This is a genomic window from Pseudomonas sp. Irchel 3F3 (assembly GCF_900187545.1).
Lineage (GTDB): Bacteria > Pseudomonadota > Gammaproteobacteria > Pseudomonadales > Pseudomonadaceae > Aquipseudomonas > Aquipseudomonas fortuita.
Map to the genome: position 1 here is coordinate 1 of NZ_FYDS01000004.1, position 24,722 is coordinate 24,722.

General features: G+C 63.1%; 22 protein-coding genes and 1 pseudogene. 11 read left to right on the forward strand and 12 right to left on the reverse strand.

Translation table 11 applies throughout. The features are described 5' to 3' along the window. The 9 genes and pseudogenes from CKW35_RS08755 to rpsB all read right to left on the reverse strand — a co-directional run. Positions 1-235: pseudogene (locus tag CKW35_RS08755) on the reverse strand (outer membrane assembly protein); the annotation flags it as partial. Positions 236-308: 73 nt separating this feature from the next. Further along, positions 309-1,661 (reverse strand): RIP metalloprotease RseP, encoded by a 1,353-nt coding sequence (gene rseP / locus CKW35_RS08760; RefSeq protein ID WP_016485213.1) that lies wholly within the window; start codon positions 1,659-1,661, stop codon positions 309-311. 70 nt (positions 1,662-1,731) lie between these two features. Next, positions 1,732-2,922 (reverse strand): 1-deoxy-D-xylulose-5-phosphate reductoisomerase, encoded by a 1,191-nt coding sequence (gene ispC / locus CKW35_RS08765; protein ID WP_060517529.1) that lies wholly within the window; start codon positions 2,920-2,922, stop codon positions 1,732-1,734. Then, positions 2,919-3,734, reverse strand: a complete 816-nt coding sequence (locus CKW35_RS08770) for a phosphatidate cytidylyltransferase (protein ID WP_016485211.1) — start codon at positions 3,732-3,734, stop codon at positions 2,919-2,921. Before CKW35_RS08770 ends, ispC begins: the two co-directional genes overlap by 4 nt. After that, the gene (gene uppS, locus CKW35_RS08775; RefSeq protein ID WP_016485210.1) at positions 3,734-4,489 is read right to left on the reverse strand and encodes a polyprenyl diphosphate synthase; all 756 of its coding nucleotides are present in this window, start codon (positions 4,487-4,489) and stop codon (positions 3,734-3,736) included. The genes CKW35_RS08770 and uppS overlap by 1 nt, the downstream gene beginning before the upstream one ends. Before the next feature lie 15 nt (positions 4,490-4,504). Next, on the reverse strand, positions 4,505-5,062 hold the full coding sequence (gene frr / locus CKW35_RS08780) for a ribosome recycling factor (protein WP_060517531.1): 558 nt from the start codon (positions 5,060-5,062) through the stop codon (positions 4,505-4,507). Continuing rightward, on the reverse strand, positions 5,059-5,802 hold the full coding sequence (gene pyrH, locus CKW35_RS08785; protein WP_012270836.1) for a UMP kinase: 744 nt from the start codon (positions 5,800-5,802) through the stop codon (positions 5,059-5,061). The genes frr and pyrH overlap by 4 nt, the downstream gene beginning before the upstream one ends. 179 nt (positions 5,803-5,981) lie before the next feature. Next, positions 5,982-6,845, reverse strand: a complete 864-nt coding sequence (tsf, locus tag CKW35_RS08790) for a translation elongation factor Ts (RefSeq protein WP_016485208.1) — start codon at positions 6,843-6,845, stop codon at positions 5,982-5,984. 185 nt (positions 6,846-7,030) lie between these two features. Next, on the reverse strand, positions 7,031-7,768 hold the full coding sequence (rpsB, locus tag CKW35_RS08795) for a 30S ribosomal protein S2 (RefSeq protein WP_016485207.1): 738 nt from the start codon (positions 7,766-7,768) through the stop codon (positions 7,031-7,033). Positions 7,769-8,113: 345 nt separating this feature from the next. Here rpsB and map point away from each other — a divergent pair, with 345 nt between their 5' ends. Genes map through dapC form a run of 3 tightly spaced genes read left to right on the forward strand, consistent with a single transcriptional unit; the run spans position 8,114 to position 12,867 of the window. Continuing rightward, on the forward strand, positions 8,114-8,896 hold the full coding sequence (map, locus tag CKW35_RS08800) for a type I methionyl aminopeptidase (RefSeq protein WP_016485206.1): 783 nt from the start codon (positions 8,114-8,116) through the stop codon (positions 8,894-8,896). A 41-nt stretch (positions 8,897-8,937) separates the two neighbouring features. Next, positions 8,938-11,640: a [protein-PII] uridylyltransferase gene (locus CKW35_RS08805; protein WP_016485205.1), complete on the forward strand. Its 2,703-nt coding sequence runs from the start codon at positions 8,938-8,940 to the stop codon at positions 11,638-11,640. A 30-nt stretch (positions 11,641-11,670) separates the two neighbouring features. Then, positions 11,671-12,867, forward strand: coding sequence for a succinyldiaminopimelate transaminase (gene dapC / locus CKW35_RS08810; protein WP_016485204.1), 1,197 nt, complete (start codon positions 11,671-11,673; stop codon positions 12,865-12,867). Positions 12,868-12,986: 119 nt separating this feature from the next. Here dapC and CKW35_RS08815 read toward each other — a convergent pair whose 3' ends face one another. Beyond that, complete coding sequence (locus CKW35_RS08815; RefSeq protein ID WP_023047678.1) at positions 12,987-14,633, reverse strand: Na+/H+ antiporter; 1,647 nt, start codon at positions 14,631-14,633, stop codon at positions 12,987-12,989. Between the two features lie 333 nt (positions 14,634-14,966). On the opposite strand from CKW35_RS08815, the gene CKW35_RS08825 reads away from it, so the two are divergent. The 4 genes from CKW35_RS08825 to CKW35_RS08840 all read left to right on the forward strand — a co-directional run bounded on the left by CKW35_RS08825 (position 14,967) and on the right by CKW35_RS08840 (position 18,070). Continuing rightward, positions 14,967-15,314 (forward strand): ArsC family reductase, encoded by a 348-nt coding sequence (locus CKW35_RS08825; RefSeq protein WP_031311924.1) that lies wholly within the window; start codon positions 14,967-14,969, stop codon positions 15,312-15,314. A 31-nt stretch (positions 15,315-15,345) separates the two neighbouring features. Then, positions 15,346-16,380: a 2,3,4,5-tetrahydropyridine-2,6-dicarboxylate N-succinyltransferase gene (dapD, locus tag CKW35_RS08830; RefSeq protein ID WP_016485200.1), complete on the forward strand. Its 1,035-nt coding sequence runs from the start codon at positions 15,346-15,348 to the stop codon at positions 16,378-16,380. A gap of 77 nt (positions 16,381-16,457) precedes the next feature. Continuing rightward, positions 16,458-17,663 carry a cysteine desulfurase gene (locus CKW35_RS08835; protein ID WP_095115722.1) on the forward strand — a complete coding sequence of 402 codons (1,206 nt, stop codon included), beginning with the start codon at positions 16,458-16,460 and terminating at the stop codon, positions 17,661-17,663. Then, complete coding sequence (locus tag CKW35_RS08840; RefSeq protein WP_060517535.1) at positions 17,660-18,070, forward strand: SufE family protein; 411 nt, start codon at positions 17,660-17,662, stop codon at positions 18,068-18,070. Before CKW35_RS08835 ends, CKW35_RS08840 begins: the two co-directional genes overlap by 4 nt. 160 nt (positions 18,071-18,230) lie before the next feature. Here CKW35_RS08840 and tcdA read toward each other — a convergent pair whose 3' ends face one another. Further along, positions 18,231-19,040 carry a tRNA cyclic N6-threonylcarbamoyladenosine(37) synthase TcdA gene (gene tcdA, locus CKW35_RS08845; RefSeq protein WP_161775553.1) on the reverse strand — a complete coding sequence of 270 codons (810 nt, stop codon included), beginning with the start codon at positions 19,038-19,040 and terminating at the stop codon, positions 18,231-18,233. A gap of 119 nt (positions 19,041-19,159) precedes the next feature. On the opposite strand from tcdA, the gene CKW35_RS08850 reads away from it, so the two are divergent. The 4 genes from CKW35_RS08850 to CKW35_RS08865 all read left to right on the forward strand — a co-directional run bounded on the left by CKW35_RS08850 (position 19,160) and on the right by CKW35_RS08865 (position 24,311). Then, on the forward strand, positions 19,160-21,751 hold the full coding sequence (locus tag CKW35_RS08850; RefSeq protein WP_095115724.1) for a glycosyltransferase: 2,592 nt from the start codon (positions 19,160-19,162) through the stop codon (positions 21,749-21,751). Positions 21,752-21,952: 201 nt separating this feature from the next. Further along, complete coding sequence (gene dapE / locus CKW35_RS08855; protein ID WP_016485195.1) at positions 21,953-23,104, forward strand: succinyl-diaminopimelate desuccinylase; 1,152 nt, start codon at positions 21,953-21,955, stop codon at positions 23,102-23,104. Further along, positions 23,104-23,916, forward strand: a complete 813-nt coding sequence (locus tag CKW35_RS08860) for a putative RNA methyltransferase (protein ID WP_060517539.1) — start codon at positions 23,104-23,106, stop codon at positions 23,914-23,916. Before dapE ends, CKW35_RS08860 begins: the two co-directional genes overlap by 1 nt. A gap of 17 nt (positions 23,917-23,933) precedes the next feature. Then, positions 23,934-24,311 (forward strand): hypothetical protein, encoded by a 378-nt coding sequence (locus CKW35_RS08865; RefSeq protein ID WP_095115726.1) that lies wholly within the window; start codon positions 23,934-23,936, stop codon positions 24,309-24,311. Positions 24,312-24,433: 122 nt separating this feature from the next. Here CKW35_RS08865 and CKW35_RS08870 read toward each other — a convergent pair whose 3' ends face one another. Next, the gene (locus CKW35_RS08870) at positions 24,434-24,643 is read right to left on the reverse strand and encodes a cold-shock protein (RefSeq protein ID WP_003252255.1); all 210 of its coding nucleotides are present in this window, start codon (positions 24,641-24,643) and stop codon (positions 24,434-24,436) included. Between the last annotated feature and the right edge of the window lie 79 nt (positions 24,644-24,722).

A 24,722-nucleotide genomic window follows, 5' to 3' on the forward strand; every position in this document is an offset into this window, starting at 1 on the left:
CGCGGTTCAGCTGGATGTCCTGAAAGAAGCCGGTCTTGAACAGGGAACGGGTCGAGTCCACCAGGCGGCGATCATCGGCCTGGTCGCCGACGTTCAGCGGCAAGGCACCGAAAACACTGCCAGCGGAAACCCGCTGCAGGCCGTTGACGCGAATATCGGAGATGGTGAAGGACTCGGCGTGAACTTCAGCGATCATCAGTGCGGACATGACCGCAGTTAGCAGCAGACGTTTCATGAAGTCCTTTTATTCCAACTGGCAATAAACAACCTGCCGCGAAAAAGCGGCAGGTTCGCAATTGAGCGAAGCTTTATAGTCGACCCAGATCGTTGATCAGGGCGAGCAACATCACCCCTATGACCAAACTGATACCGATCTGGACCCCCCAACCTTGCACCCGATCCGACAGCGGACGACCGCGCGCCCACTCGACCAGGTAAAACAGCAAATGCCCCCCATCCAGTACCGGGATGGGCAGCAAGTTAAGAACCCCCAGGCTTATGCTCAGGTAGGCCAGGAAATTCAGGAAATCCCCCACGCCGGACTGGGCTGAAGCGCCCGCCACTTTAGCAATGGTTATCGGTCCACTCAAGTTTTTTACCGAGAGCTCCCCGAACAGCATTTTCTTCAGCGATTCGAGGGTCAGCACGCTCATGCTCCAGGTGCGTGACAAGCCCTCACCCACCGCTTCAAGCGGGCCGTAGCTGATTTCGCGGAGCATGCTGGCAGGCCATTCGCCACCTTTTACTCCGGCACCCAGATAACCACCGGCAGCCTTGCCCTCCCCCTTGCGCGCCAGGGTTACCCGCACGTCCAGGGCCGCGCCGTCACGCTCGACACGCACTACCACATTGGCAGCCGGGCGGGCACGCACACTGTCGACCACCTGCTGCCATTGCGTCACGGCAACACCGTCGATGCTCAGCAGCTTGTCACCCGTCCTGAGGCCCGCAGCGGCAGCCGGCCCCTTCGGATCGATCTCGGCCAGCACCGGCTCAATCGCCGGGCGCCAAGGGTGCAGCCCCAGGGACTGGATAGGGTCCGGCTCGTCAGCGCCCTTTAGCCAGCTGTCCAGCTTGACCGGCAGTTGGCGCTCGGCGGACGCGCCTTCGTCGCGCACCCCAACCTGCAAGGTGCCGCTCTCGCCAAGGCGACGAACAAGCTGCAAGTTGACCGCCGACCAACCGCTGGTCGGCTTGCCGTCGATAGAGACGATTTCCTGACCTGCGGTCAGCCCGGCCGATGCAGCCAGGCTGCCAGCATCGACCGCACCGATCACCGGCCGCACTTGCTGGGTACCCATCATTGCCAGCACCCAGAAGAACAGGATGGCCAGCAGGAAGTTGGCGATCGGGCCCGCCGCGACGATCGCGATACGCTGCCCCACGGGCTTTCGGTTGAACGACTGATCAGCCAGCGCTGGCGGTACATCACCCTCGCGCTCGTCGAGCATCTTCACGTAGCCACCCAGCGGGATGGCGGCGACCACAAACTCAGTGCCATGGCGATCGTGCCAGCGCAACAGCGGTGTGCCGAAGCCCACCGAGAAGCGCAGCACCTTGACGCCGCAGCGGCGCGCCACCCAGAAGTGGCCGAATTCGTGGAAGGTGACCAGCACACCCAAAGCCACAAGGGTGCCGATAATCATGTAGAGCGCTGTCATGTCCATCTCCGAATGATGTTCAGCGGGCCGGCTGTATGCCAGCCCCCTCAGAAACCTGGGTGGGTTTGCATCAGCGACCGTGACGCCTCAGCCACTCACGGGAAAGCTCCCGGGCACGCTGGTCGGCGGCGAACACCGCGTCCAGCGACGGCAGCGGCACGACGGGCTCCTGATCGAGCACCTGTTCGATCATACCCGCGATCTCCGGAAAGCGGATACGCCGCTCAAGAAATGCTTCGACCGCCACCTCATTGGCTGCATTGAGTACGGCGGGTGCGCTGTTGCCCGCCTCGGCAGCCTGCCGCGCCAGGCGCAGGCAAGGGAAGCGCTGTTCGTCGGGCGCATGGAAATCCAGACGGGCGATGGCGAACAGGTCGAGCGGGGCCACCCCGGAATCGATACGTTCAGGCCACGCCAGGGCATTGGCGATCGGCGTACGCATGTCCGGATTACCCAGCTGCGCCAGCACCGAACCGTCCACGTAATCGACCAGGGAGTGAATGACACTCTGTGGGTGCACCACCACCTCGACCTTGGCCGGAGGGGCATCGAACAACCAGCAGGCCTCGATCAGCTCGAGCCCCTTGTTCATCATGCTGGCCGAATCCACGGAAATCTTGCGCCCCATCGACCAGTTGGGATGCGCACAGGCCTGCTCCGGCGTCACATCCAGCAAAGCTTCGACCGGCGTTTCACGGAACGGGCCACCGGAAGCCGTCAGCAGTATCCGGCGCACGCCAACCGCGCTCAGGCCACGCGCGTAGTCGCCGGGCATGCACTGGAAGATCGCGTTGTGCTCGCTATCGATCGGCAACAGCACGGCACCGCTGCGCCGCACGGCCTCGATGAACAGCGCACCGGACATTACCAAGGCTTCCTTGTTGGCCAGCAGCACCTTCTTGCCCGCCTCGACGGCAGCCAAGGTGGGGCGCAGGCCGGCAGCGCCGACAATCGCTGCCATCACCGCATCCACTTCCGCTGCCGAAGCCACCTGACAAAGCCCGGCCTCGCCTTCCAGCACCTCGGTGGTGCAGCCGGCAGCCGCCAGGTTTTCGCGCAGTCGCACAGCTGCTTCGGCACTCGGCACTACAGCGAAGGCCGGGCGATGGCGCATGCACAGGGCCAGCAACTCGTCGATGCGCGAATAACCGCTGAGGGCGAACACCTGATAGCGATCGGGGTGGCGCGCGATCACATCCAGCGTGCTCAGACCGATGGAGCCGGTGGCCCCGAGTACGGTAATACGTTGCGGACGGCTCACATCACACCCCATTCGGCAGCCCACAACAACACGGCAAAAATCGGGATCGCCGCAGTAAGGCTGTCAATGCGGTCGAGTACACCACCATGGCCGGGCAGCAGATTACTGCTGTCCTTGATACCGGAGCGGCGTTTGAACATGCTCTCTGTCAGGTCACCGACCACCGAGGACATGACCAGCAGCGCGGCACCCAGCAGGCCCAGCAGGATCTGACCGAAACCCCAGTCACGGCTGATGCCAACCGCCAACGTAATCGCAAGGCTCACCGCCAGGCCGCCATACACGCCTTCCCAGCTCTTGCCTGGGCTGACCTGCGGGGCCAGCTTGCGCTTGCCGAAGGCCCTGCCAGAGAAGTAAGCGCCAATGTCGGCGGCCCACACCAGCACCATGACCGACAGGATCAGCCAATTGCCCAGCGGCCAGTGCTTGAGCAACACCAGCCCCTGCCAGGCAGGCAGCAATACCAGCAGGCCGATCAGCAACCGGCAGGCGGCACTGGCCCACAGCTCGCTGCTACGCGGGTAGGTAAGCACCAGCCAGGTGGCCAGCCCCCACCAGATCACTGCAGCACCCAGCACCCAGGGCGCCAGCTCCGGAAGGATGTACAGCAACATCAGCGCTCCGGCGACCACCGCGGCATAGGCGATACGCAGCGGCTGGGCCATCAACCCGGCCAGACGTGCCCACTCCCAGGCGCCAAGGGTCACCACGAAGCCGATGAACAGGGCGAAATCCCCGCCGTTGAGCAGGAAGAAGCCACCCAGCGCGATCGGCAGCAGGATCAGCGCAGTCATGATGCGTTGTTTAAGCATTAAGCACGAGCTCCAGCCTCGACCTGCTCGCTGGTCTTACCGAAGCGGCGCTGGCGCGAAGCGAAATCGGCCAGGGCATTGCGCATGGCCTCGTGTTTGAAGTCCGGCCAGTACAGGTCGGAGAAATACAGCTCGGCGTAGGCCAGCTGCCACAACAGGAAATTGCTGATGCGGTGCTCGCCACCGGTGCGAATGCACAGGTCCGGCAGCGGTAGCTCGCCGGTTGCCAGGCAGGTCTGCAGCAGGCCCGGGGTAATGTCTTCCGGGCGCAGGTGCCCGGCTTGCACTTCCCGCGCCAGCCGCTGAGCGGCCTGAGCGATGTCCCACTGGCCACCGTAGTTGGCCGCAATCTGCAGGATGAAGCGGTTGTTGCCGGCGGTCAGCGCCTCGGCCTCGCGCATGGCAGCTTGCAGTTCGGGATGGAAACGCGAACGGTCACCGATGATGCGCAAGCTGATGTTGTTCTCGTTGAGGCGCTTCGCCTCGCGGCGCAGGGCCGAGAAGAACAGCTCCATCAGCGCACCGACCTCTTCGGCGGGGCGCTGCCAGTTTTCGCTGGAGAACGCGAACAGGGTCAGTACCTCGACCCCGGACTTGGCACACACTTCGATGACCGCGCGAACGGCGTCTACACCCGCCTTGTGCCCGGCAACGCCGGGCAGCAGGCGTTTTTTCGCCCAGCGGTTGTTGCCATCCATGATGATCGCGACGTGACGCGGCACCGAGGACGGCGCCACTGGCTTGGTCTTTTCCATTAAGAAACCCCGGCCTTAGACGGCCATCAGGTCCTTTTCCTTGGCTTTGAAGGCAGCATCGACTTCGGCAACGAACTTGTCGGTCAGCTTCTGGATCTCGTCAGCGGCGCGACGTTCTTCGTCTTCGCTGATTTCCTTGTCCTTGGTCAGCTTCTTCAGGTCGGCAAGGGCGTCGCGGCGTACGTTGCGCACGGCAACCTTGGCATCCTCGCACACGCCACTGGCCTGCTTGGTATAGTTCTTGCGGGTTTCCTCGGTCAGGGCTGGCATTGGCACACGAATGGTAGTGCCGGCGCTGGACGGGTTCAGGCCCAGGTCAGAGGTAAGAATGGCCTTTTCGATGGCAGCGCTGAGGTTTTTGTCATGAGCGACAATTTTCAGGGTGCGGGCATCTTCGACGCTGATCGCAGCCACCTGGTTCAGCGGCATTTCGCTGCCCCAGGCAGTGACCTTGACGCTATCCAGGATGCTTGGGTGGGCACGACCGGTGCGGATCGCCGCCAGGTTACGGCTCAGGGCCTCAAGGGACTTGGTCATGCGCTCCTGCGCGTCTTTCTTGATGTCGTTGATCATGCTTGGCCTTCCTCGATCAGAGTACCTTCAGCGCCACCCACCACGATGTTCAGCAGGGCGCCAGGCTTGTTCATGTTGAATACCCGCAATGGCATCCCGTGGTCGCGGCACAGGACGATTGCGGTCAGGTCCATCACACCCAGCTTGCGATCCAGGACCTCATCGTAGGTCAGGTGATCGAACTTCTCGGCGTGTGGGTCCTTGAATGGATCGGCAGTGTACACACCATCGACCTTGGTCGCCTTCAGCACGACGTCGGCATCGATTTCGATGGCGCGCAGGCAAGCGGCGGAGTCGGTGGTGAAGAACGGGTTGCCGGTACCGGCGGAGAAAATTACCACATCCCCGGAGTTGAGGTGGCGAATAGCTTTGCGGCGATCATAATGATCGGTGACGCCGACCATGGAGATGGCGGACATGACCAGGGCCGGGATGTTCGAGCGCTCCAGCGCATCGCGCATGGCCAGGCCGTTCATCACGGTGGCCAGCATACCCATGTGGTCACCGGTGACGCGGTCCATGCCGGCTGCGCTGAGTGCAGCGCCACGGAACAGGTTGCCACCGCCAATCACCAGGCCGACCTGGACACCAATCCCTACCAACTGGCCAACTTCAAGGGCCATGCGATCCAGCACCTTCGGGTCGATCCCGAAGTCTTCCGAGCCCATCAGGGCCTCGCCGCTAAGTTTGAGCAAAATGCGTTTATAGCGAGGTTGGCGACCACTCACCTGCTGAGCCATTGCGAGTCTCTCCTGCGGCGTACTTTAGAAAATTCGTGCGGGCTGTTTTCAGCCTGCTAACTGTAGCGTGGCACCGCTTTGGTGCCAGCGGCGGCGGGTTTCATAAACCCTTCGCCGTTTTGACAAAGAGGCTGCGCGCGTGAGCGGGCAGCCTCTTTGGGGCGACAGACGGGGCTGTCTTACTGCTTGGCGGCAGCTACCTGAGCGGCAACTTCAGCAGCGAAGTCGTCGACTGGCTTCTCGATGCCTTCGCCTACTTTGAAGTAGGTGAAGGAAACGATTTCAGCGCCGGCTTTCTTGGCCAGCTCGCCAACCTTGACTTCTGGGTTCATGACGAAGGCCTGCTCTTTCAGCGAAGCTTCAGCCTTGAACTTGGTGATACGGCCGTTGATCATGTTCTCAACGATGTTTTCCGGCTTGCCGGCAATCTTGTCGGCGTTCAGCTGCAGGAAGACATTCTTCTCGCGCTCGATGGCCTCGGCGGAGATTTCCGACGAATCCAGGAACTCAGGGTTCGACGCTGCAACGTGCATGGCGATGTTCTTCGCCAGCTCGACGTCACCGCCTTTCAGAACGACGACTGCGCCGATCTTGTTGCCGTGCAGGTAGGCACCGACAACGTCACCTTCAACGCGCACCAGGCGACGGATGTTGACGTTCTCGCCACACTTGGCAACCAGGGCTTCACGAGCTGCTTCACGCGAGGCGATCAGCGGAGCGGCGTCGGTCAGTTTCTGGGCGAAGGCTTCTTCAAGGCTTTCGGCAACGAAGTTCTTGAAGTCGTCTTGCAGGGCCAGGAAGTCGGTCTGCGAGTTCACTTCCAGCAGAACGGCGGATTTACCGTCGGTCTTGACGGCGATAGCGCCTTCAGCAGCGACGTTGCCAGCCTTTTTGGCGGCCTTGATGGCGCCCGAGGCACGCATGTCGTCAATGGCTTTCTCGATGTCGCCGCCAGCCTTTTCCAGGGCTTTCTTGCAATCCATCATGCCTTCGCCAGTACGCTCGCGCAGTTCTTTTACCAGCGCTGCAGTAATTGCTGCCATTTCAAAATCCTCTTGGAAAGTTTTTCAACCATTCCACCCGTTCGTCACGGGCGTTAAATTCTGCGAATCCGCTGTTGTTATCTCAGCCAACCCATAATGCGGGGCCCTTGCTGACAGCAGGATTTCAAGGTGGCAAAAAGGGGGCAAAGCCCCCTTTTTGCGTGCCAAGTAGACGCTAGCGCCTATTACTCAGCAGCAGGTGCAGCCGCTTCTTCAACATAGACTTCGGTGCCGCCAGCAACGTTGTTGCGGCCGCGGATGATGGCGTCAGCCATCGAAGTCATGTACAGCTCGATGGCGCGGATGGCGTCGTCGTTGCCTGGGATGATGTAGTCAACACCTTCCGGGCTGCTGTTGGTATCGACAACGCCGATAACCGGGATGCCCAGCTTGTTAGCTTCGGTGATAGCAATGCGCTCGTGGTCAACGTCGATCACGAACAGGGCATCAGGCAGACCGCCCATGTCCTTGATACCACCCAGGCTGCGGTCCAGCTTTTCCAGATCGCGCGAACGCATCAGGGCTTCTTTCTTGGTCAGCTTGGCAAAGGTGCCGTCTTCGGCCTGGGCTTCCAGGTCGCGCAGACGCTTGATCGAAGCGCGGATGGTCTTGTAGTTGGTCAGCATGCCGCCCAACCAGCGGTGGTCAACGTATGGCGAACCGGCACGAGCAGCTTGCTCGGCGACGATCTTGCCGGCGGAACGCTTGGTGCCGACGAACATGATCTTGTTCTTGCCCTGAGCCAGACGCTCTACGAACGCCAGGGCGTCGTTGAACATTGGCAGGGTTTTTTCCAGGTTGATGATGTGGATCTTGTTACGCGCGCCGAAAATGTACTTGCCCATTTTCGGGTTCCAGTAACGGGTCTGGTGGCCGAAGTGCACACCGGCCTTCAGCATATCGCGCATATTGACTTGGGACATGATAGTTCCTTGGTAAGTCGGGTTGGGCCTCCACGCGTCCCAATGACCAACCCGCAAATTCGAGAATCCGGGGCACCCAGGTCATCGTGTCGACACGTGTGTGGGTTTAGGCTTACGGGGTCGTCCCCGAAAGCGGCGCATGTTATACCACAGACCGCCAGCGAACGAAACCCGAATGAGGTTGCGTCTGTCAGCGGTTTTTGCAGCGCCCCGCCAAACAGGCCAGAATGCCTCCTGTAGACAGCAGCATGGCCGCCTTTATCCCGACAGAATGCCGCCCTGCTCTGCTAGAATCCGGCCTTTCCCGTTTGTTCGCGCCGCGTGCGGCGCCGTAGAGAGCCTGTAATGACCGTCAACATCAAGACCGCAGAAGACATCGAGAAGATGCGCATCGCCGGCCGCCTGGCCGCCGAGGTGCTGGAAATGATCGAGGAGCACGTCAAGCCCGGTGTTACCACCGAAGAGCTCGACCGCTTGTGCCACGACTATATCGTCAACGTCCAGCAGGCCATCCCGGCGCCGCTCAACTACAAGGGCTACCCGAAGTCGATCTGCACCTCGATCAACCATGTGGTCTGCCACGGCATCCCCAACGACAAGCCGCTCAAGGACGGTGACACGCTCAACATCGACGTCACCGTGATCAAGGACGGCTACCACGGCGATACCAGCCGCATGTTCCACGTGGGCAACGTGCCGGTGTGGGCCGAGCGCCTGTCCAAGGTTACCCAGGAGTGCATGTACAAGGCCATCGAGCTGGTCAAGCCGGGCTGCCGCCTGGGCGATATCGGCGAAGTGATCCAGAAGCACGCGGAAAAGAACGGCTTCTCGGTGGTACGCGAGTTCTGCGGCCACGGCATCGGCAAGGTGTTCCACGAAGAACCGCAGATCCTGCACTACGGCCGCGCCGGCACCGGCATGGAGCTTAAAGAAGGCATGACCTTCACCATCGAGCCGATGATCAACCAGGGCAAGGCCGACACCAAGGTGCTGGGCGACGGCTGGACCGCCATCACCAAGGACCGCAAGCTCTCGGCCCAGTGGGAACACACCCTGGTGGTGACCGCGACCGGTTATGAGATCTTCACCCTGCGCAAGGACGACACCATCCCGCGCACCTCGGCCTGACCGCACTCCCACAGGCCACCCGACGACAGGAACGTGACGCGATGCCCCAGGTGGACCCCGAGCTGTTCGACCGCGGCCAGTTCCAGGCGGAACTGGCCCTCAAGGCGAGCCCCATCGCCGCCTTCAAGAAAGCCATCCGCCAGGCCGGCGAGGTGCTCGACAAGCGTTTCCGCAGTGGCGACGATATCCGTCCACTGATCGAAGCCCGCGCCTGGCTCGTCGACAATATCCTGCAACAGGCGTGGAACCAGTTCGACTGGGGCGACCAGAATGGCATCGCCCTGGTCGCGGTGGGTGGCTACGGGCGCGGTGAGCTGCACCCGCATTCAGACATCGACCTGCTGATTTTGCTGGGCGCCGCCGAGCACGAACAATACCGCGACGCCATCGAACGCTTTCTCACCCTGCTGTGGGACATCGGCCTGGAAGTGGGCCAGAGCGTGCGCACCGTCGACGAGTGCGCCGAACAGGCCCGCGCGGACCTGACGGTGATTACCAACCTGATGGAAAGCCGCACCATCGCCGGCCCCGAGGCCCTGCGCCAGCGCATGCTGGAGGTGACCAGCACCGCGCACATGTGGCCGAGCAAAGACTTCTTCCTGGCCAAACGCGCCGAACTCAAGGCCCGTCACCACAAGTACAACGACACCGAGTACAACCTCGAACCTAACGTCAAGGGCTCGCCCGGCGGCCTGCGCGACATCCAGACCGTGCTGTGGGTGGCCCGCCGCCAGTACGGCACCCTGAACCTGCACGCGCTGGCCGGCGAGGGTTTCTTGCTGGAAAGCGAGAACGAACTGCTGGCCTCGTCCCAGGATTTTCTGTGGAAGGTACGTTACGCCCTGCACATGCTGGCCGGTCGCGCCGAGGACCGCCTGCTGTTCGACCACCAGCGCAGCCTCGCCGCGCTGCTTGGGTACAGCGACGACAACCCCAAGCGGGCAATCGAGCAGTTCATGCAGCAGTACTACCGGGTGGTGATGAGCATCAGCCAGCTGTGCGACCTGATCATCCAGCACTTCGAAGAGGTCATCCTCGCCGACGAAGACAGCGGCACCACCCAACCGCTGAATGCACGCTTTCGCCTGCACGACGGCTATATCGAGGCCACCCACCCGAACGTGTTCAAGCGCACACCGTTCGCCATGCTGGAAATCTTCGTGCTGATGGCCCAGCACCCGGAAATCAAGGGCGTGCGCGCCGATACGGTGCGCCTGCTGCGTGAGCACCGCCACCTGATCGACGACACTTTCCGCACCGATATCCGCAACACCAGCCTGTTCATCGAGCTGTTCAAGTGCGAAATCGGCATCCACCGCAACCTGCGGCGGATGAACCGCTACGGCATCCTTGGCCGCTACCTGCCGGAGTTCGGCCTGATCGTCGGGCAGATGCAGCATGACCTGTTCCACATCTATACGGTCGATGCACACACCCTCAACCTCATCAAGCACCTGCGCAAGCTGCAGTACACACCGGTGTCCGAGAAATTCCCGCTGGCCAGCAAGCTGATGGGGCGCCTGCCCAAGCCCGAGCTGATCTACCTTGCCGGCCTTTACCACGACATCGGCAAAGGTCGCCAGGGCGACCATTCCGAGCTGGGCGCGGTGGATGCGAAGAAGTTCTGCGAGCGACACCAGTTGCCGGCCTGGGACAGCCGGTTGATCGTCTGGCTGGTGCAGAACCACCTGGTGATGTCGACCACAGCCCAGCGCAAGGACTTGTCCGACCCGCAGGTAATCAACGACTTTGCCCTGCACGTGGGCGACGAGACGCGCCTGGACTACCTGTACGTGCTGACCGTGGCCGACATCAATGCCACCAACCCCAGCCTGTGGAACTCGTGGCGGGCCAGTCTGTTGCGCCAGCTCTACAGCGAGACCAAGCGCGCCCTGCGCCGCGGCCTGGAAAACCCGCTGGACCGCGAAGAGCAGATCCGCCAGACGCAGTCCTCAGCACTGGATATTCTGGTGCGCGAGGGTACCGACCCGGACGACGTCGAGCAGCTGTGGTCGCAACTGGGTGATGACTACTTCCTCAAGCACACCGCCGCCGACGTAGCCTGGCATACGGATGCGATCCTGCAGCAACCGGCTGATGGCGGGCCCCTGGTGCTGATCAAGGAAACCACCCAGCGGGAGTTCGAAGGCGGCACGCAGATCTTCATCTACGCCCCCGATCAGCACGATTTCTTTGCCGTGACGGTGGCGGCCATGTCGCAGCTGAACCTGAACATCCATGACGCGCGGATCATCACGTCGAGCAGCCAGTTCACCCTCGACACCTACATTGTGCTGGACAACGACGGCGGCTCGATCGGCGACAACCCGCAGCGGGTCAAGCAGATTCGCGATGGCCTGACCGAAGCGCTGCGCAACCCTGAAGACTACCCGACCATCATCCAGCGCCGGGTGCCGCGCCAGCTCAAGCACTTCGACTTCCCGCCGCAGGTGACCATCCTCAACGATGCCCAGCGGCCAGTGACCATCCTCGAAATCACCGCACCCGACCGCCCGGGCCTGCTGGCCCGGCTGGGGCGCATTTTCCTGGAGTTCGACCTGTCGCTGCAGAACGCCAAGATCGCCACTCTGGGCGAACGGGTGGAAGACGTGTTCTTCATCACTGATGCCGACAACCAGCCGCTGTCCGACCCGCAGCTGTGCAGCCGCCTGCAGGAGGCCATCGTGCAGCAGCTACAAGCCGGCCAAGGTAGCGACACCAGCCCGACCCGCGTGACCATTTAACGATTAGACGATTGACGAGACCTTGCGCCGATGAACCATGCCTTGACCCAGCTTCAGCCCTACCCGTTCGAAAAGCTCCGCGCCCTGCTGGGCAGCGTGAAGCCTGCGGCGGACAAACGCGCCATCGCCCTGTCGATCGGTGAGCCGAAGCACGAATCGCCGGCGTTCGTGGCCCAGGCCATGGCCGACAACCTTGACAAGCTGGCGGTGTACCCCAGCACCATCGGCGTGCCGGCCCTGCGCCAGGCCATCGGCCAGTGGTGCGAGCAGCGTTTTGGTGTGCCGGCCGGCTGGCTGGATGCCGAGCAGCACATCCTGCCGGTCAATGGCACCCGTGAAGCGCTGTTTGCCTTCACCCAGGCGGTGGTCAACCGTGCAGATGACGGCCTGGTAATCAGCCCAAACCCGTTCTACCAGATCTACGAAGGCGCAGCACTGCTGGCCGGGGCTACACCGCACTACCTGCCCTGCTTGGAAAGCAACGGTTTCAACCCCGATTTCGATGCCGTAACGGCGGACGTGTGGAAGCGCTGCCAGATCCTGTTCCTGTGCTCGCCGGGCAACCCCACCGGTGCATTGGTGCCGATGGACACCCTGAAAAAGCTGATTGCCCTGGCTGACGAACACGACTTCGTGATCGCCGCCGACGAGTGCTACAGCGAGCTGTACTTCGACGAAGATGCGCCACCACCGGGCCTGCTGACCGCCTGCGCCGAGCTTGGCCGTAGTGATTTTGCCCGCTGCGTGGTGTTCCATAGCCTGTCCAAGCGCTCCAACCTGCCGGGCCTGCGTTCGGGCTTTGTGGCTGGCGACGCCAAGATCATCAAGCCGTTCCTGCTGTACCGCACCTACCACGGCTGTGCCATGCCGGTGCAAACCCAGCTGGCCAGCATTGCCGCGTGGCAGGACGAGGCGCATGTGCGCGAGAACCGTGACCAGTACCGCGCCAAATACGATGCCGTGCTGGACATCCTGCAGCCGGTGCTGGACGTGCAGCGCCCGGATGGCAGCTTCTACCTGTGGGCCAAGGTGCCGGGCTGCGATGCCGAATTCACCCGCGACCTGTTCGAAGCCCAGCATGTGACCGTGGTACCAGGCTCGTACCTGTCGCGTGAAGTGGAGGGTGTGAACCCAGGCGCCGGGCGCGTACGCATGGCGCTGGTTGCACCGCTGGCCGAGTGCATCGAGGCGGCAGAGCGGATTCGTGCCTTCCTGCAAAACCGCTAATTGAGCTGGGGGCGCTGTGCGCCCCATTCGCGGGACAAGCCCGCGCCCACAGGCCTCCAGCAACCTCAAATGGAGGACCTGTGGGAGCGGGCTTGTCCCGCGAATGGCAACAAGGAGATCTACTTGACCTGCCCCAGGTTGGCCTCACTCATATCCAGCTCCCCAAGCACCTGCCGCACCACCTCATCGCCCACCTGGTGCTGGCGATGCAGGTTATACAGCTCCAGCCGCTGCGCCCTCAGCGCACGCAAGCGCAAACGCCGCTCCAGCAAGTCCATCTGTTCGGCCAGGGCCTTGGCCTCGGCACTGTCGTTGTAGCTGTCCAGTTCATCCCGATACTCAGCCATCAACCGTGCCTTCAGCTCGGTCGCCAGGGTCGCCTGCGCAGCATCTTGCGGGGCATTGGCGTCGATCACCTCCTCTGCTTCCAGGGCATGAATCGCTGCCTCGGCCGTGCGCCGCCAGGCTTCCTGCACCTCTTGGTGCAAGCGTTCGTCCGGGCTCTTGGTCACCCCGCGCAGCAATATCGGCAGCGCGATGCAGGCGCTGATCAACGACAGCAGGATCACCCCGGCGGCAATGAAAATCAGCAAATCACGCTCAGGGAAGGCCTTGCCCGCCCCCATCAGCAACGGCACCGACATCACACCCGCCAGGGTCACCGCCCCGCGCACGCCGCCCAAGGTCAGCAGCCAGCAGGAGCGCGCCGTAGGCATCAGCACCAGCGCCGGTTTGCCGCGCCAGCGGCGCACCACGCCGATCGACCGCCAGATGCTCTGCACCCAGATGAACCGCAGCAGGATCAGTGCAGCAAAGATCGCCACCACGTCCAGGCAGCGGTAGGCCAGGGTCGGCCACACGGTGGCTTCGTGGCTGACCACCGCCTTGATGATGTCTGGCAACTGCAGGCCCAACAGCAGGAAGATCAGGCCATTGAAGGCGAACTCCAGCAACGACCAGACGCTCCGGTTAAGCAGGCGGGTGCTGGTCTGGCGTGGCAGCAGGTCGAGCCAGCTTTGCATCATGCCGGCCGCTACCGCCGAAAGGATGCCCGAAACGCCCAGGCGCTCGGCCAGCACGTAGGCCGCGAACGGCAGCAGCAGCATGAACACCACGTGGGTGGCCGGGTCGTCCCAGCCGCGGGCGATCATCCAGGCGCGCAGGCGGCCGACCAGCCAGCTCAGGCCCACCCCCACCGCCAGACCGCCAAGCGCGACCAGCACAAAGCTGAAGCTGGCATCGGCCAGCGAAAACACCCCGGTGATCGCCGCCGCAAGGGCGAACTTGAAGGTCACCAGGCCCGATGCATCGTTCATCAGGGCCTCCCCCTGCAGCATGTGCATCAGCGGGGTGGGCAGGCGGTCCTGGGCGATGGCCGAAACCGCCACGGCATCGGTCGGCGACAGCACCGCCGCCAAGGCGAAAGCCACCGGCAGGGGGATGCTCGGCAGCAGCCAGTGAATGAAATAGCCGGCCCCGACCACAGTGAACAGCACCAACCCTACGGCCAGCGCCACCACTGGCCCGCGAATGCGCCACAACTCACGCTTGGGGATGCGCCAACCGTCGGCAAAGAGCAGGGGCGGCAAAAACAGGAACAGGAACAACTCGGGGTCCAGGGCCACATGCAGCCCCAGTGTCGGCAGGGCCAGCAAGGCACCGGCAGCGATCTGCACCAGCGGCAAGGGCAGCGGGATCATGCGGCCGACCAGCTTCGACAGGCTGACCAGCGTCAGCAGGATGAGGACGGTGTAGGCGGACTGCATCCGGGAAAGCTTCCTTTGTGAACCAGAAACGGTAGCAAGGCGAACCATCGCCATTGAAACAATATGTTAGCGGCGACCGACGGTTCGGGGCCGCTGCACGATAGTCGCAGGTGACGGCGGAATATGTAACATGATGATACTTCAGAAGGTGCAGGCCTTGATTCTTGCAGCGCCCATGAGATCGAGCACCGCCCGCGCGGCGCTCGATCTCATGGGCGCTGCAAGGCTCAAGGCAAGTACACCCGTGGCGCTCACTGTTTCGTTCCCGCATAATCCCGCGACTGACATCGAAAGACGGAGAGATTGGGGCGACTTGTAACCCCAATGTACACAATGACCTACACGCTCTACGGCATCAAAGCCTGTGACACCATGAAAAAAGCGCGTACCTGGCTCGAAGACAAAGCCATCGCCTACGAATTTCACGATTACAAGACCCAAGGCATCGACCGCGACCGCCTGAACCGCTGGTGCGACGAACACGGCTGGGAAGTCATCCTCAACCGTGCCGGCACCACCTTCCGCAAGCTGGACGACGCCAGCAAGGCAGACCTCGACCAGGCCAAGGCCGTCGAGCTGATGCTGGCCCAGCCGTCGATGATCAAACGCCCGGTGCTGGACCTTGGCGCGCGCACCCTGGTCGGCTTCAAGCCGGACCTGTACGCCGCTGCCCTGGCCTGAGCCCCCACCCTATTTCGCACGAGGTAATCACATGTCCAATACCCTGTTCAGCCTGGCCTTCGGTGTCGGCTCCCAGAACCGCCAGGGCGCCTGGCTGGAAGTGTTCTACGCGCAACCGCTGCTCAACCCGAGCGCCGAGCTGGTTGCCGCTGTAGCCCCTGTTCTCGGTTACGAAGGTGGCAACCAGGCCATCGCCTTCAGCAACGGCCAGGCCTTGAAATTGGCCGAAGCCCTGAAAGGCGTGGATGCGGCCCAGGCCGCCCTGCTGACCCGCCTGGCCGAAAGCCACAAGCCGCTGGTCGCTACCCTGCTGGCCGAAGACGCTGCCCTGACCTCCACCCCAGAGGCCTACCTCAAGCTGCACCTGTTGTCGCACCGCCTGGTCAAGCCACACGGCCTGAGCCTGGCTGGCATCTTCCCGCTGCTGCCGAACGTAGCCTGGACCAACCAGGGCGCGGTCGACCTGGCCGAACTGGCCGAGCTGCAACTGGAAGCGCGCCTGAAGGGCGAGCTGCTGGAAGTGTTCTCGGTGGACAAGTTCCCGAAGATGACCGACTACGTGGTCCCGGCCGGCGTGCGCATCGCCGATACCGCCCGTGTGCGCCTGGGCGCCTACATCGGCGAAGGCACCACCATCATGCACGAAGGCTTCGTCAACTTTAACGCGGGCACCGAAGGCCCGGGCATGATCGAAGGCCGCGTGTCCGCCGGCGTATTCGTTGGCAAAGGTTCCGACCTGGGCGGCGGTTGCTCGACCATGGGTACCCTGTCCGGTGGCGGCAACATCGTCATCAAGGTGGGCGAAGGCTGCCTGATCGGCGCCAACGCTGGTATCGGCATTCCGCTGGGCGACCGCAACACCGTTGAAGCCGGCCTGTACATCACCGCTGGCACCAAGGTGAACCTGCTGGACGAGAACAACGAGCTGGTCAAGGTGGTCAAGGCCCGCGACCTGGCCGGCCAGACCGACCTGCTGTTCCGCCGCAACTCGCTGAATGGCGCGGTAGAATGCAAGACCCACAAGTCGGCCATCGAGCTGAACGAGGCGCTGCACGCTCACAACTGAGCATGCTTGGCGTTTGAAATGTTAAGATCGGGTCTGGCACCACGCCAGACCCGATTTTCATTCCAGGCCCCGTGAACATGTTCCAGCCCTCCCCCTGGCGTGCCGACTTCCCCGCCATCGCCGCCCTGCAACGGCAGCACCAGACCTACCTGGACAGCGCCGCTACCACCCAAAAGCCGCAAGCCCTGATCGATGCCTTGAGCCATTACTACAGCCATGGCGCGGCCAACGTACACCGTGCCCAGCACCTGCCCGGTGCACTGGCGACCCAGGCTTTCGAAACCAGCCGAGACAAGGTCGCCGCCTGGTTGAATGCTGCGGACTCACGGCAGATCGTGTTCACCCACGGTGCCACCTCGGCCTTGAACCTGCTGGCCTACGGCCTTGAGCACCGCTTCGAAGCCGGTGACGAAATTGCCATCAGCGCGCTGGAGCACCATGCCAACCTGCTGCCCTGGCAACAGCTGGCACGCCGGCGCAACCTGCGCCTGGTGATACTGCCGCTGGATGCCTTTGGCCGCATCGACCTGAACCAGGCACTGCAACTGATAGGCCCGCGCACCCGGGTGCTCGCCGTCAGCCAGCTGTCCAACGTACTGGGTACCTGGCAACCGCTGCCGGCCCTGCTTTCCCATGCCCGCGCACAAGGCGCGCTGACCGTGGTCGACGGTGCCCAGGGCGTGGTGCATGGTCGCCACGATGTGCAGCAACTGGGCTGCGACTTCTATGTGTTCTCCAGCCACAAGTTGTACGGCCCGGATGGGGTTGGCGTGCTGTACGGCCACACTCGGGCGCTGGAGCTGCTGCGCCATTGGCAGTTCGGTGGCGAGATGGTGCAACTGGCCGAGTACCAGAGCGCCAGCTTTCGCCCTGCACCGCTGGGGTTCGAGGCGGGTACGCCGCCAATCGCCGGGGTGATAGGCCTGGGGGCGACCCTGGATTATTTGGCCAGCCTCGACGTCCAGGCTGTCGAAGCCCACGAAACCAGCCTGCACCAGCGCCTGCTGCGCGGCCTGGCTGACCGTGAGGGCGTGCGGGTATTGGGGGCACCGCAGACGGCGCTGGCCAGCTTCGTCATCGAGGGCGTGCACAACGCAGATATCGCCCACCTGCTCACCGAGCAAGGGATAGCCGTGCGTGCCGGACACCACTGCGCCATGCCGCTCTTGCAAGGGCTGGGGCTGGAGGGCGCAATCCGCGTATCGCTGGGCTTGTACAACGACAGCGACGACTTGCAGCGCTTCTTCGCTGCGCTTGATCAGGGCCTGGAGTTGCTGCGATGAGCATGCCGGAACAGGCGCGCCAGGCGCTGGAAGCGTTTGAACAGGGCAAGGGCTGGGAACAGCGCGCCCGGCTGCTGATGCAGTGGGGCGACCGCCTGGAGCCGCTGGCCGAGACTGACAAGACCGAAGCCAACCGGGTGCATGGCTGCGAAAGCCTGGTGTGGCTGATGGCCGAACTCGTCGATGGGCAGTGGCGGTTCAAGGCCAGCAGCGATGCACGCTTGTTGCGCGGGCTGCTGGCGTTGTTGCTGGTGCGGGTGCAGGGGTTGACCAGTGAACAGCTGGCCGGCCTTGATCTGCGTGGGTGGTTCACCCAACTGGGCCTGGAGCGCCAACTGTCGCCGTCGCGCAGCAATGGGTTGCATGCGGTGTTGCAGCGAATGGCGGAGTTGGCGTCCAACCACTAAATCCAAGGCATACGCTGCTCCCTGTAGGAGTGGCCTTGTGCCGCGAAAGGGCCGCCCAGCGGCCCCAGCAATCTTCGTGGAGAGGCTGAAATGGGGCCGCTACGCGCCCCTTTCGCGGCACAAGGCCGCTCCTACAAGGAGCGAGTTGGCCTGTGAATGATTACTCAGGCTTGATCCGCTCCGAAGGCCGCCGCGCACCCGCCACCAATTTCTCGATCGCCTTGCTCGCCGCCACCATGCCAAAGGTCGCGGTCACCATCATCACTGCACCAAAGCCACCCGAGCAGTCCAGCCTTACCCCCTCCCCTACAAAGCTTTTTTGCAGGCAAACGCTGCCATCACCCTTGGGATAACGCAGCTGTTCGCTTGAGAACACGCACGGCACACCATAGTTGCGGCTGACATTGCGCGAGAAGTTGTAATCGCGGCGCAAGGTGGAGCGCACCCGCGAGGCCAGTGGGTCGTTGAAGGTCTTGTTCAGGTCGGCGATCTGGATCTGGGTCGGGTCGATCTGCCCACCAGCGCCACCCGTGGTAACGATGGCAATCTTTCGCCGCCGGCACCAGGCAATCAACGCCGCCTTGGCCATGACGCTGTCGATGCAGTCGATCACACAGTCCAGGTGCTCGTGGATATGCTCGGCCATGGTTTCACGGGTAACGAAGTCCGCTACCGCATGCACCGTGCATGCCGGGTTGATCGCACGCAAGCGTTCAGCCATGACGTCGACCTTGGGCCGCCCCACCTGGCCTTCCAGGGCATGGGCCTGGCGGTTAGTGTTGCTGACGCAGACGTCGTCCAGGTCAAACAGGCTGATTTCGCCCACGCCACTGCGGGCCAGCGCTTCAGCCACCCAGGACCCTACCCCGCCAATACCGACCACAGCCACATGGGCCTGCCCCAGGCGCTGCAGCCCCTGGTCGCCATACAGCCGGGCAACGCCGGCGAAGCGTGGATCTTCTGTGCTCATGTTCATACCCCAAAAAACCGGCGCGCATTATATGCCAGCGGGCCCATGGCCTGCATCGTTAGGAAAGAGACTACTAACCCTGCTTTAATGTCCTATCACTTCGACACAAATGGACGACAATGTCTTCACGTAAATTCGGCCTGAACCTGGTTGTGGTGCTGGCCATCGCCGCGTTGTTCACCGGGTTCTGGGCACTGATCAACCGCCCGGTCTCCGCCCCTGCCTGGCCAGAACAGATCTCTGGCTTTTCGTATTCGCCGTTCCGCCTGGGTGAAAGCCCGCAGAAGGGCCAGTACCCCACTGACGACGAGATGCGCCAGGACCTGGAGCAGTTGAGCAAACTGACCGACAGCATCCGAATCTATACCGTGGAGGGCACCCAGGCCGACATCCCGCGCCTGGCCGAGGAGTTTGGCTTGCGGGTGACGCTGGGGATCTGGATCAGCCCGGACCTGGAACGCAACGAGCGCGAAATCGCCACGGCCATCCAGTTGGCCAACACCTCGCGCAGCGTGGTGCGGGTAGTGGTCGGCAACGAGGCGCTGTTCCGTGAAGAAGTCACCCCGGAAAACCTGATCAAATACCTGGACCGGGTACGCGCAGCCGTCAAGGTACCGGTGACCACCAGTGAACAATGGCACATCTGGAAGGAAAACCCGGAGATCGCCAAGCACGTCGACCTGATTGCCGCGCACATCCTGCCCTACTGGGAATTCGTCCCGATGAAGGATTCGGTCGAGTTCGTGCTCGACCGCGCCCGGGAGCTGAAGCACCAGTTCCCGCGCAAACCCCTGCTGTTGTCCGAGGTCGGCTGGCCGAGCAACGGCCGCATGCGCGGTGGTGCCGATGCCAGCCAGGCCGACCAGGCCATCTACCTGCGCACCTTGGTCAATACCCTCAACCGCCGTGGCTACAACTACTTTGTCATCGAAGCCTATGACCAGCCGTGGAAGGCTAGCGACGAAGGCTCGGTAGGCGCCTATTGGGGCGTGTACAACGCCGAGCGTCAGCAAAAATTCAACTTCGATGGGCCCGTGGTGGCGATCCCGCAGTGGCGAGCCCTGGCGGTGGCCTCGGTGGTGCTGGCGATGATTGCGCTGATGGTGCTGTTCATCGACGGCTCGGCCCTGCGCCAGCGCGGCCGCACATTCCTGACCTTCATCACCTTTTTGTGCGGGTCGGTACTGGTGTGGATTGCCTACGACTACAGCCAGCAGTACAGCACCTGGTTCAGCCTGACCGTGGGCGTACTGCTTGCTCTTGGCGCGCTGGGCGTGTTCATCGTGCTGCTTACCGAGGCCCATGAACTGGCCGAGGCCGTATGGATACACAAGCGCCGACGCGAGTTCCTGCCGGTACAGGCCGACAGCGCCTACCGGCCCAAGGTATCGGTGCATGTGCCGTGCTACAACGAGCCACCTGAGATGGTGAAGCAGACCCTCGACGCCCTGGCCGCGCTGGACTACCCCGACTACGAAGTGCTGGTGATCGACAACAACACCAAGGACCCGGCCGTGTGGGAGCCGCTGAAGGCTCACTGCGAGAAGCTCGGCGAGCGCTTCAAGTTTTTCCACGTCGCGCCACTGGCCGGCTTCAAGGGCGGCGCGCTCAACTACCTGATCCCGCACACGGCCAAGGACGCTGAGGTGATTGCGGTGATCGACTCGGACTACTGCGTCGACCGCAACTGGCTCAAGCACATGGTGCCGCACTTCGCCGATCCGAAAATTGCCGTGGTGCAGTCGCCGCAGGACTACCGCGACCAGCACGAAAGCGCCTTCAAGAAGCTGTGCTACAGCGAGTACAAGGGCTTCTTCCACATCGGCATGGTCACCCGCAACGACCGTGACGCAATCATCCAGCACGGCACCATGACCATGACCCGGCGCACGGTACTGGAAGAGCTGGGCTGGGCCGAATGGTGCATCTGCGAGGACGCCGAGCTGGGCCTGCGCGTGTTCGAGAAAGGCCTGTCGGCCGCCTACGCCCACAACAGCTACGGCAAGGGCCTGATGCCTGACACCTTCATCGATTTCAAGAAGCAGCGCTTCCGCTGGGCCTACGGCGCCATTCAGATCATCAAACACCACGCCAGTGCCCTGTTGCGCGGCAAGGGCAGCGAGCTGACCCGTGGCCAGCGCTACCACTTCCTGGCCGGCTGGCTGCCGTGGGTCGCCGACGGCATGAATATCTTCTTTACTATCGGTGCGCTGCTGTGGTCAGCGGCAATGATCATCGTGCCGCACCGCGTCGACCCGCCGCTGATGATCTTCGCCATCCCGCCGCTGGCGCTGTTCTTCTTCAAGGTCGGCAAGATCATTTTCCTTTACCGCCGTGCGGTGGGGGTCAACCTCAAGGACGCCTTCGCCGCAGCGCTGGCCGGCCTGGCGCTGTCGCATACCATTGCCAAGGCGGTGCTTTACGGCTTTTTCACCAGCAGCATGCCGTTTTTCCGCACGCCCAAGAATGCCGACAGCCATGGGCTGTTGGTGGCACTTTCCGAAGCGCGCGAAGAGCTGTTCATCATGTTGCTGCTGTGGGGCGCGGCGTTGGGTATCTACCTGGTGCAAGGGCTGCCGAGTTCGGACATGCGCTTCTGGGTGGCGATGTTGCTGGTGCAGTCGTTGCCTTATGTGGCAGCGCTGGTGATGGCGTTGCTGTCTTCGCTGCCCAAGCCAGTGGAGAAGGCTGCCGAGCCGCAACAGGCTTGAGATTGCCGGGGCTGCTTTGCAGCCCTGTCGCGGCACAAGGCCGCTCCCACAAGGATGACCGCAGCCCATCAGGCATGTGCATGACCTGTGGGAGCGGCCTTGTGCCGCGAATGGGCCGCAACGCGGCCCCACTGCCACATCGGTTTGATATAAGATAACGCCCCTCAGATTTCCCCGCCTTGCCTTGCCCCGGAGTCCCCCATGACGGCCCCTGCCGAGCTCTCGCCTACCCTTCAACTGGCCTGCGACCTGATCCGTCGCCCCTCGGTCACCCCTGTCGACGCCGACTGCCAGGCGCAGATGATGAAGCGCCTGGGCGCCGTGGGCTTCGCGCTCGAGCCGATGCGCATTGAAGACGTAGACAACTTCTGGGCCACCCACGGCAGCCAGGACGGCCCGGTGCTGTGCTTTGCCGGCCACACCGACGTGGTGCCCACCGGCCCGGTGCAGCAATGGCAGCACGAACCATTCGAAGCGCTGATCGACGCTGACGGCATGCTCTGCGGCCGTGGCGCCGCCGACATGAAAGGCAGCCTGGCCTCCATGGTGATCGCCAGCGAGCGCTTCGTGCACGACTACCCGAACCACCGCGGCAAGGTCGCCTTCCTGATCACCAGCGACGAGGAAGGCCCGGCCCACCACGGCACCAAGGCAGTGGTCGAGCGCCTCAAAGCACGCAACGAACGCCTGGACTGGTGCATCGTCGGCGAACCCTCCAGCACCACCCTGCTGGGTGACGTGGTCAAGAACGGCCGCCGTGGTTCGCTGGGTGCCAAGCTGACCGTGCGCGGCAAGCAGGGCCACGTGGCCTACCCGCACCTGGCACGCAACCCGATCCACCTGGCCGCCCCGGCCCTGGCGGAACTGGCAGCCGAGCACTGGGACGAAGGCAACGCGTTCTTCCCGCCGACCAGTTTCCAGATCTCCAACCTCAATTCCGGCACCGGCGCCACCAACGTGGTACCGGGCGAGCTGACCGCGCTGTTCAACTTCCGCTTCTCCACCGAGTCGACCGTCGAAGGCCTGCAGGCGCGAGTGTCGGCGATTCTCGACAAGCATGAACTGGACTGGTCGATCGACTGGGCGCTTTCAGGCCTGCCGTTCCTCACTGAACCGGGCGAACTGCTCGACGCGGTGGCACACAGCATCAAGGGCGTCACCGGCCGCGACACCCAGCCGTCTACCAGCGGGGGTACCTCCGATGGCCGCTTCATCGCCACCATGGGTACCCAGGTGGTCGAGCTTGGCCCGGTCAACGCCACCATTCACCAGGTGGACGAGCGGATTCTGGCCAGCGACCTCGACCTGCTGACCGAAATCTACTACCAGACCCTGGTTCGGTTGCTCGCCTGATGCTCGCCTGCCCTCTTTGCCAGGCGCCGCTGAGCCGGCTCGACAACAGTGTGGTGTGCCCGGCCGGTCACCGCTTCGACCGAGCGCGCCAAGGTTACCTGAACCTGCTGCCGGTGCAGCACAAGAACAGCCGCGACCCGGGTGACAACCAGGCCATGGTCGAGGCCCGCCGCGACTTTCTCGACGCGGGCCACTACGCCCCTGTCGCCCACCGGCTGGCCGAGCTTGCCGCCGAGCGCCGGCCCGGCGCCTGGCTGGACATCGGCTGCGGCGAGGGCTACTACACCGCGCTGCTCGCCCAGGCGCTGCCAGCTGCCGAGGGCTATGCCTTGGACATCTCCCGCGAGGCGGTCAAGCGTGCCTGCCGCCGCGCGCCACAGGTCACCTGGATGGTCGCCAGCATGGCCCGGGTGCCGCTGGCTGACGCCAGTTGCCAGTTCATCGCCAGCGTGTTCAGCCCGCTGGACTGGGCCGAAGCCAAGCGCCTGCTCAGCCCCGGCGGCGGCCTGATGCGGGTCGGCCCGACCAGCGGCCACCTGATGGAGTTGCGTGAGGTGCTCTACGATGAAGTACGCCCTTACGCCGACGACAAGCACCTGGCCCTCGTCCCCGAAGGCATGGCCCACGCCCATAGCGAAACCCTCGAGTTCCGCTTGAACCTGGCCGTGCCCAAGGCGCGCGCCGACCTGCTCGCCATGACCCCGCACGGCTGGCGCGCCAGCGCCGAAAAACGCGCCCGGGTGATCGACCAGCCCGAGCCGTTCGAGGTTACGGTTTCCATGCGTTATGACTATTTCGTGCGCCAAGACTGAGCACACCCGGAGCCCTTATGCGCCAACCAGATATCGAGATTTACCTGAAGGACGCCGACGTCGACCACAAGCAGATTGCCCAGTGGCTCGCCCAGGCGATTGGCCCATGCAGCGACTGGCAGCAGAAAGGCCAGACATTCAAATGCAAGGTCGGTAACATTCCGGTCACCTGGTTACCCAAGGCTGTAGGGAAATGGAACAGCCTGTACCTGGAAAGCGACCAGACGCCATGGGCCGATGATGTCGCTTGCGCCCGCGCTGCATTTGCCGCACTGGGTGTGGAAGTGCGCTGCGCGCCGGGTGGCTGGGTAGAGGAAGACGGCGAAGAAGATGCCGACCGCTGGGTGCGCATAAGCGCCGACGGTGAAGAGGAAATTACCTGGCGCACAACCTGAAAATACAGCGTTGCTCGTTTCTGTAGGAGTGGGCTTGCCCGCGAACACGGGCCATGCCCGTGGCAGCCACCGTGGTGGCTGCTTCGCGGGCAAGCCCGCTCCTACGGCTTGAAACTAGAGGCTCAGAGCCCTACTACGTCTTCGGCTTGCAGGCCTTTCTGGCCCTGCACGCAGGCGTATTCCACCCGCTGCCCTTCGACCAGGGTACGATGCCCCTCACCGCGGATCGCCCGATAGTGGACGAACACATCCGCACCACCTTCGCGCTGAATGAAGCCATAACCCTTGGCATCGTTGAACCACTTTACATTCCCAGTCTCACGAGACGACATCTGAACTACTCCGGATTTTTATTGTGAAGATCGCCTTGCAGGCACGAGCTCACGGCCCCGTGCCAACGCCGCTTGCTGA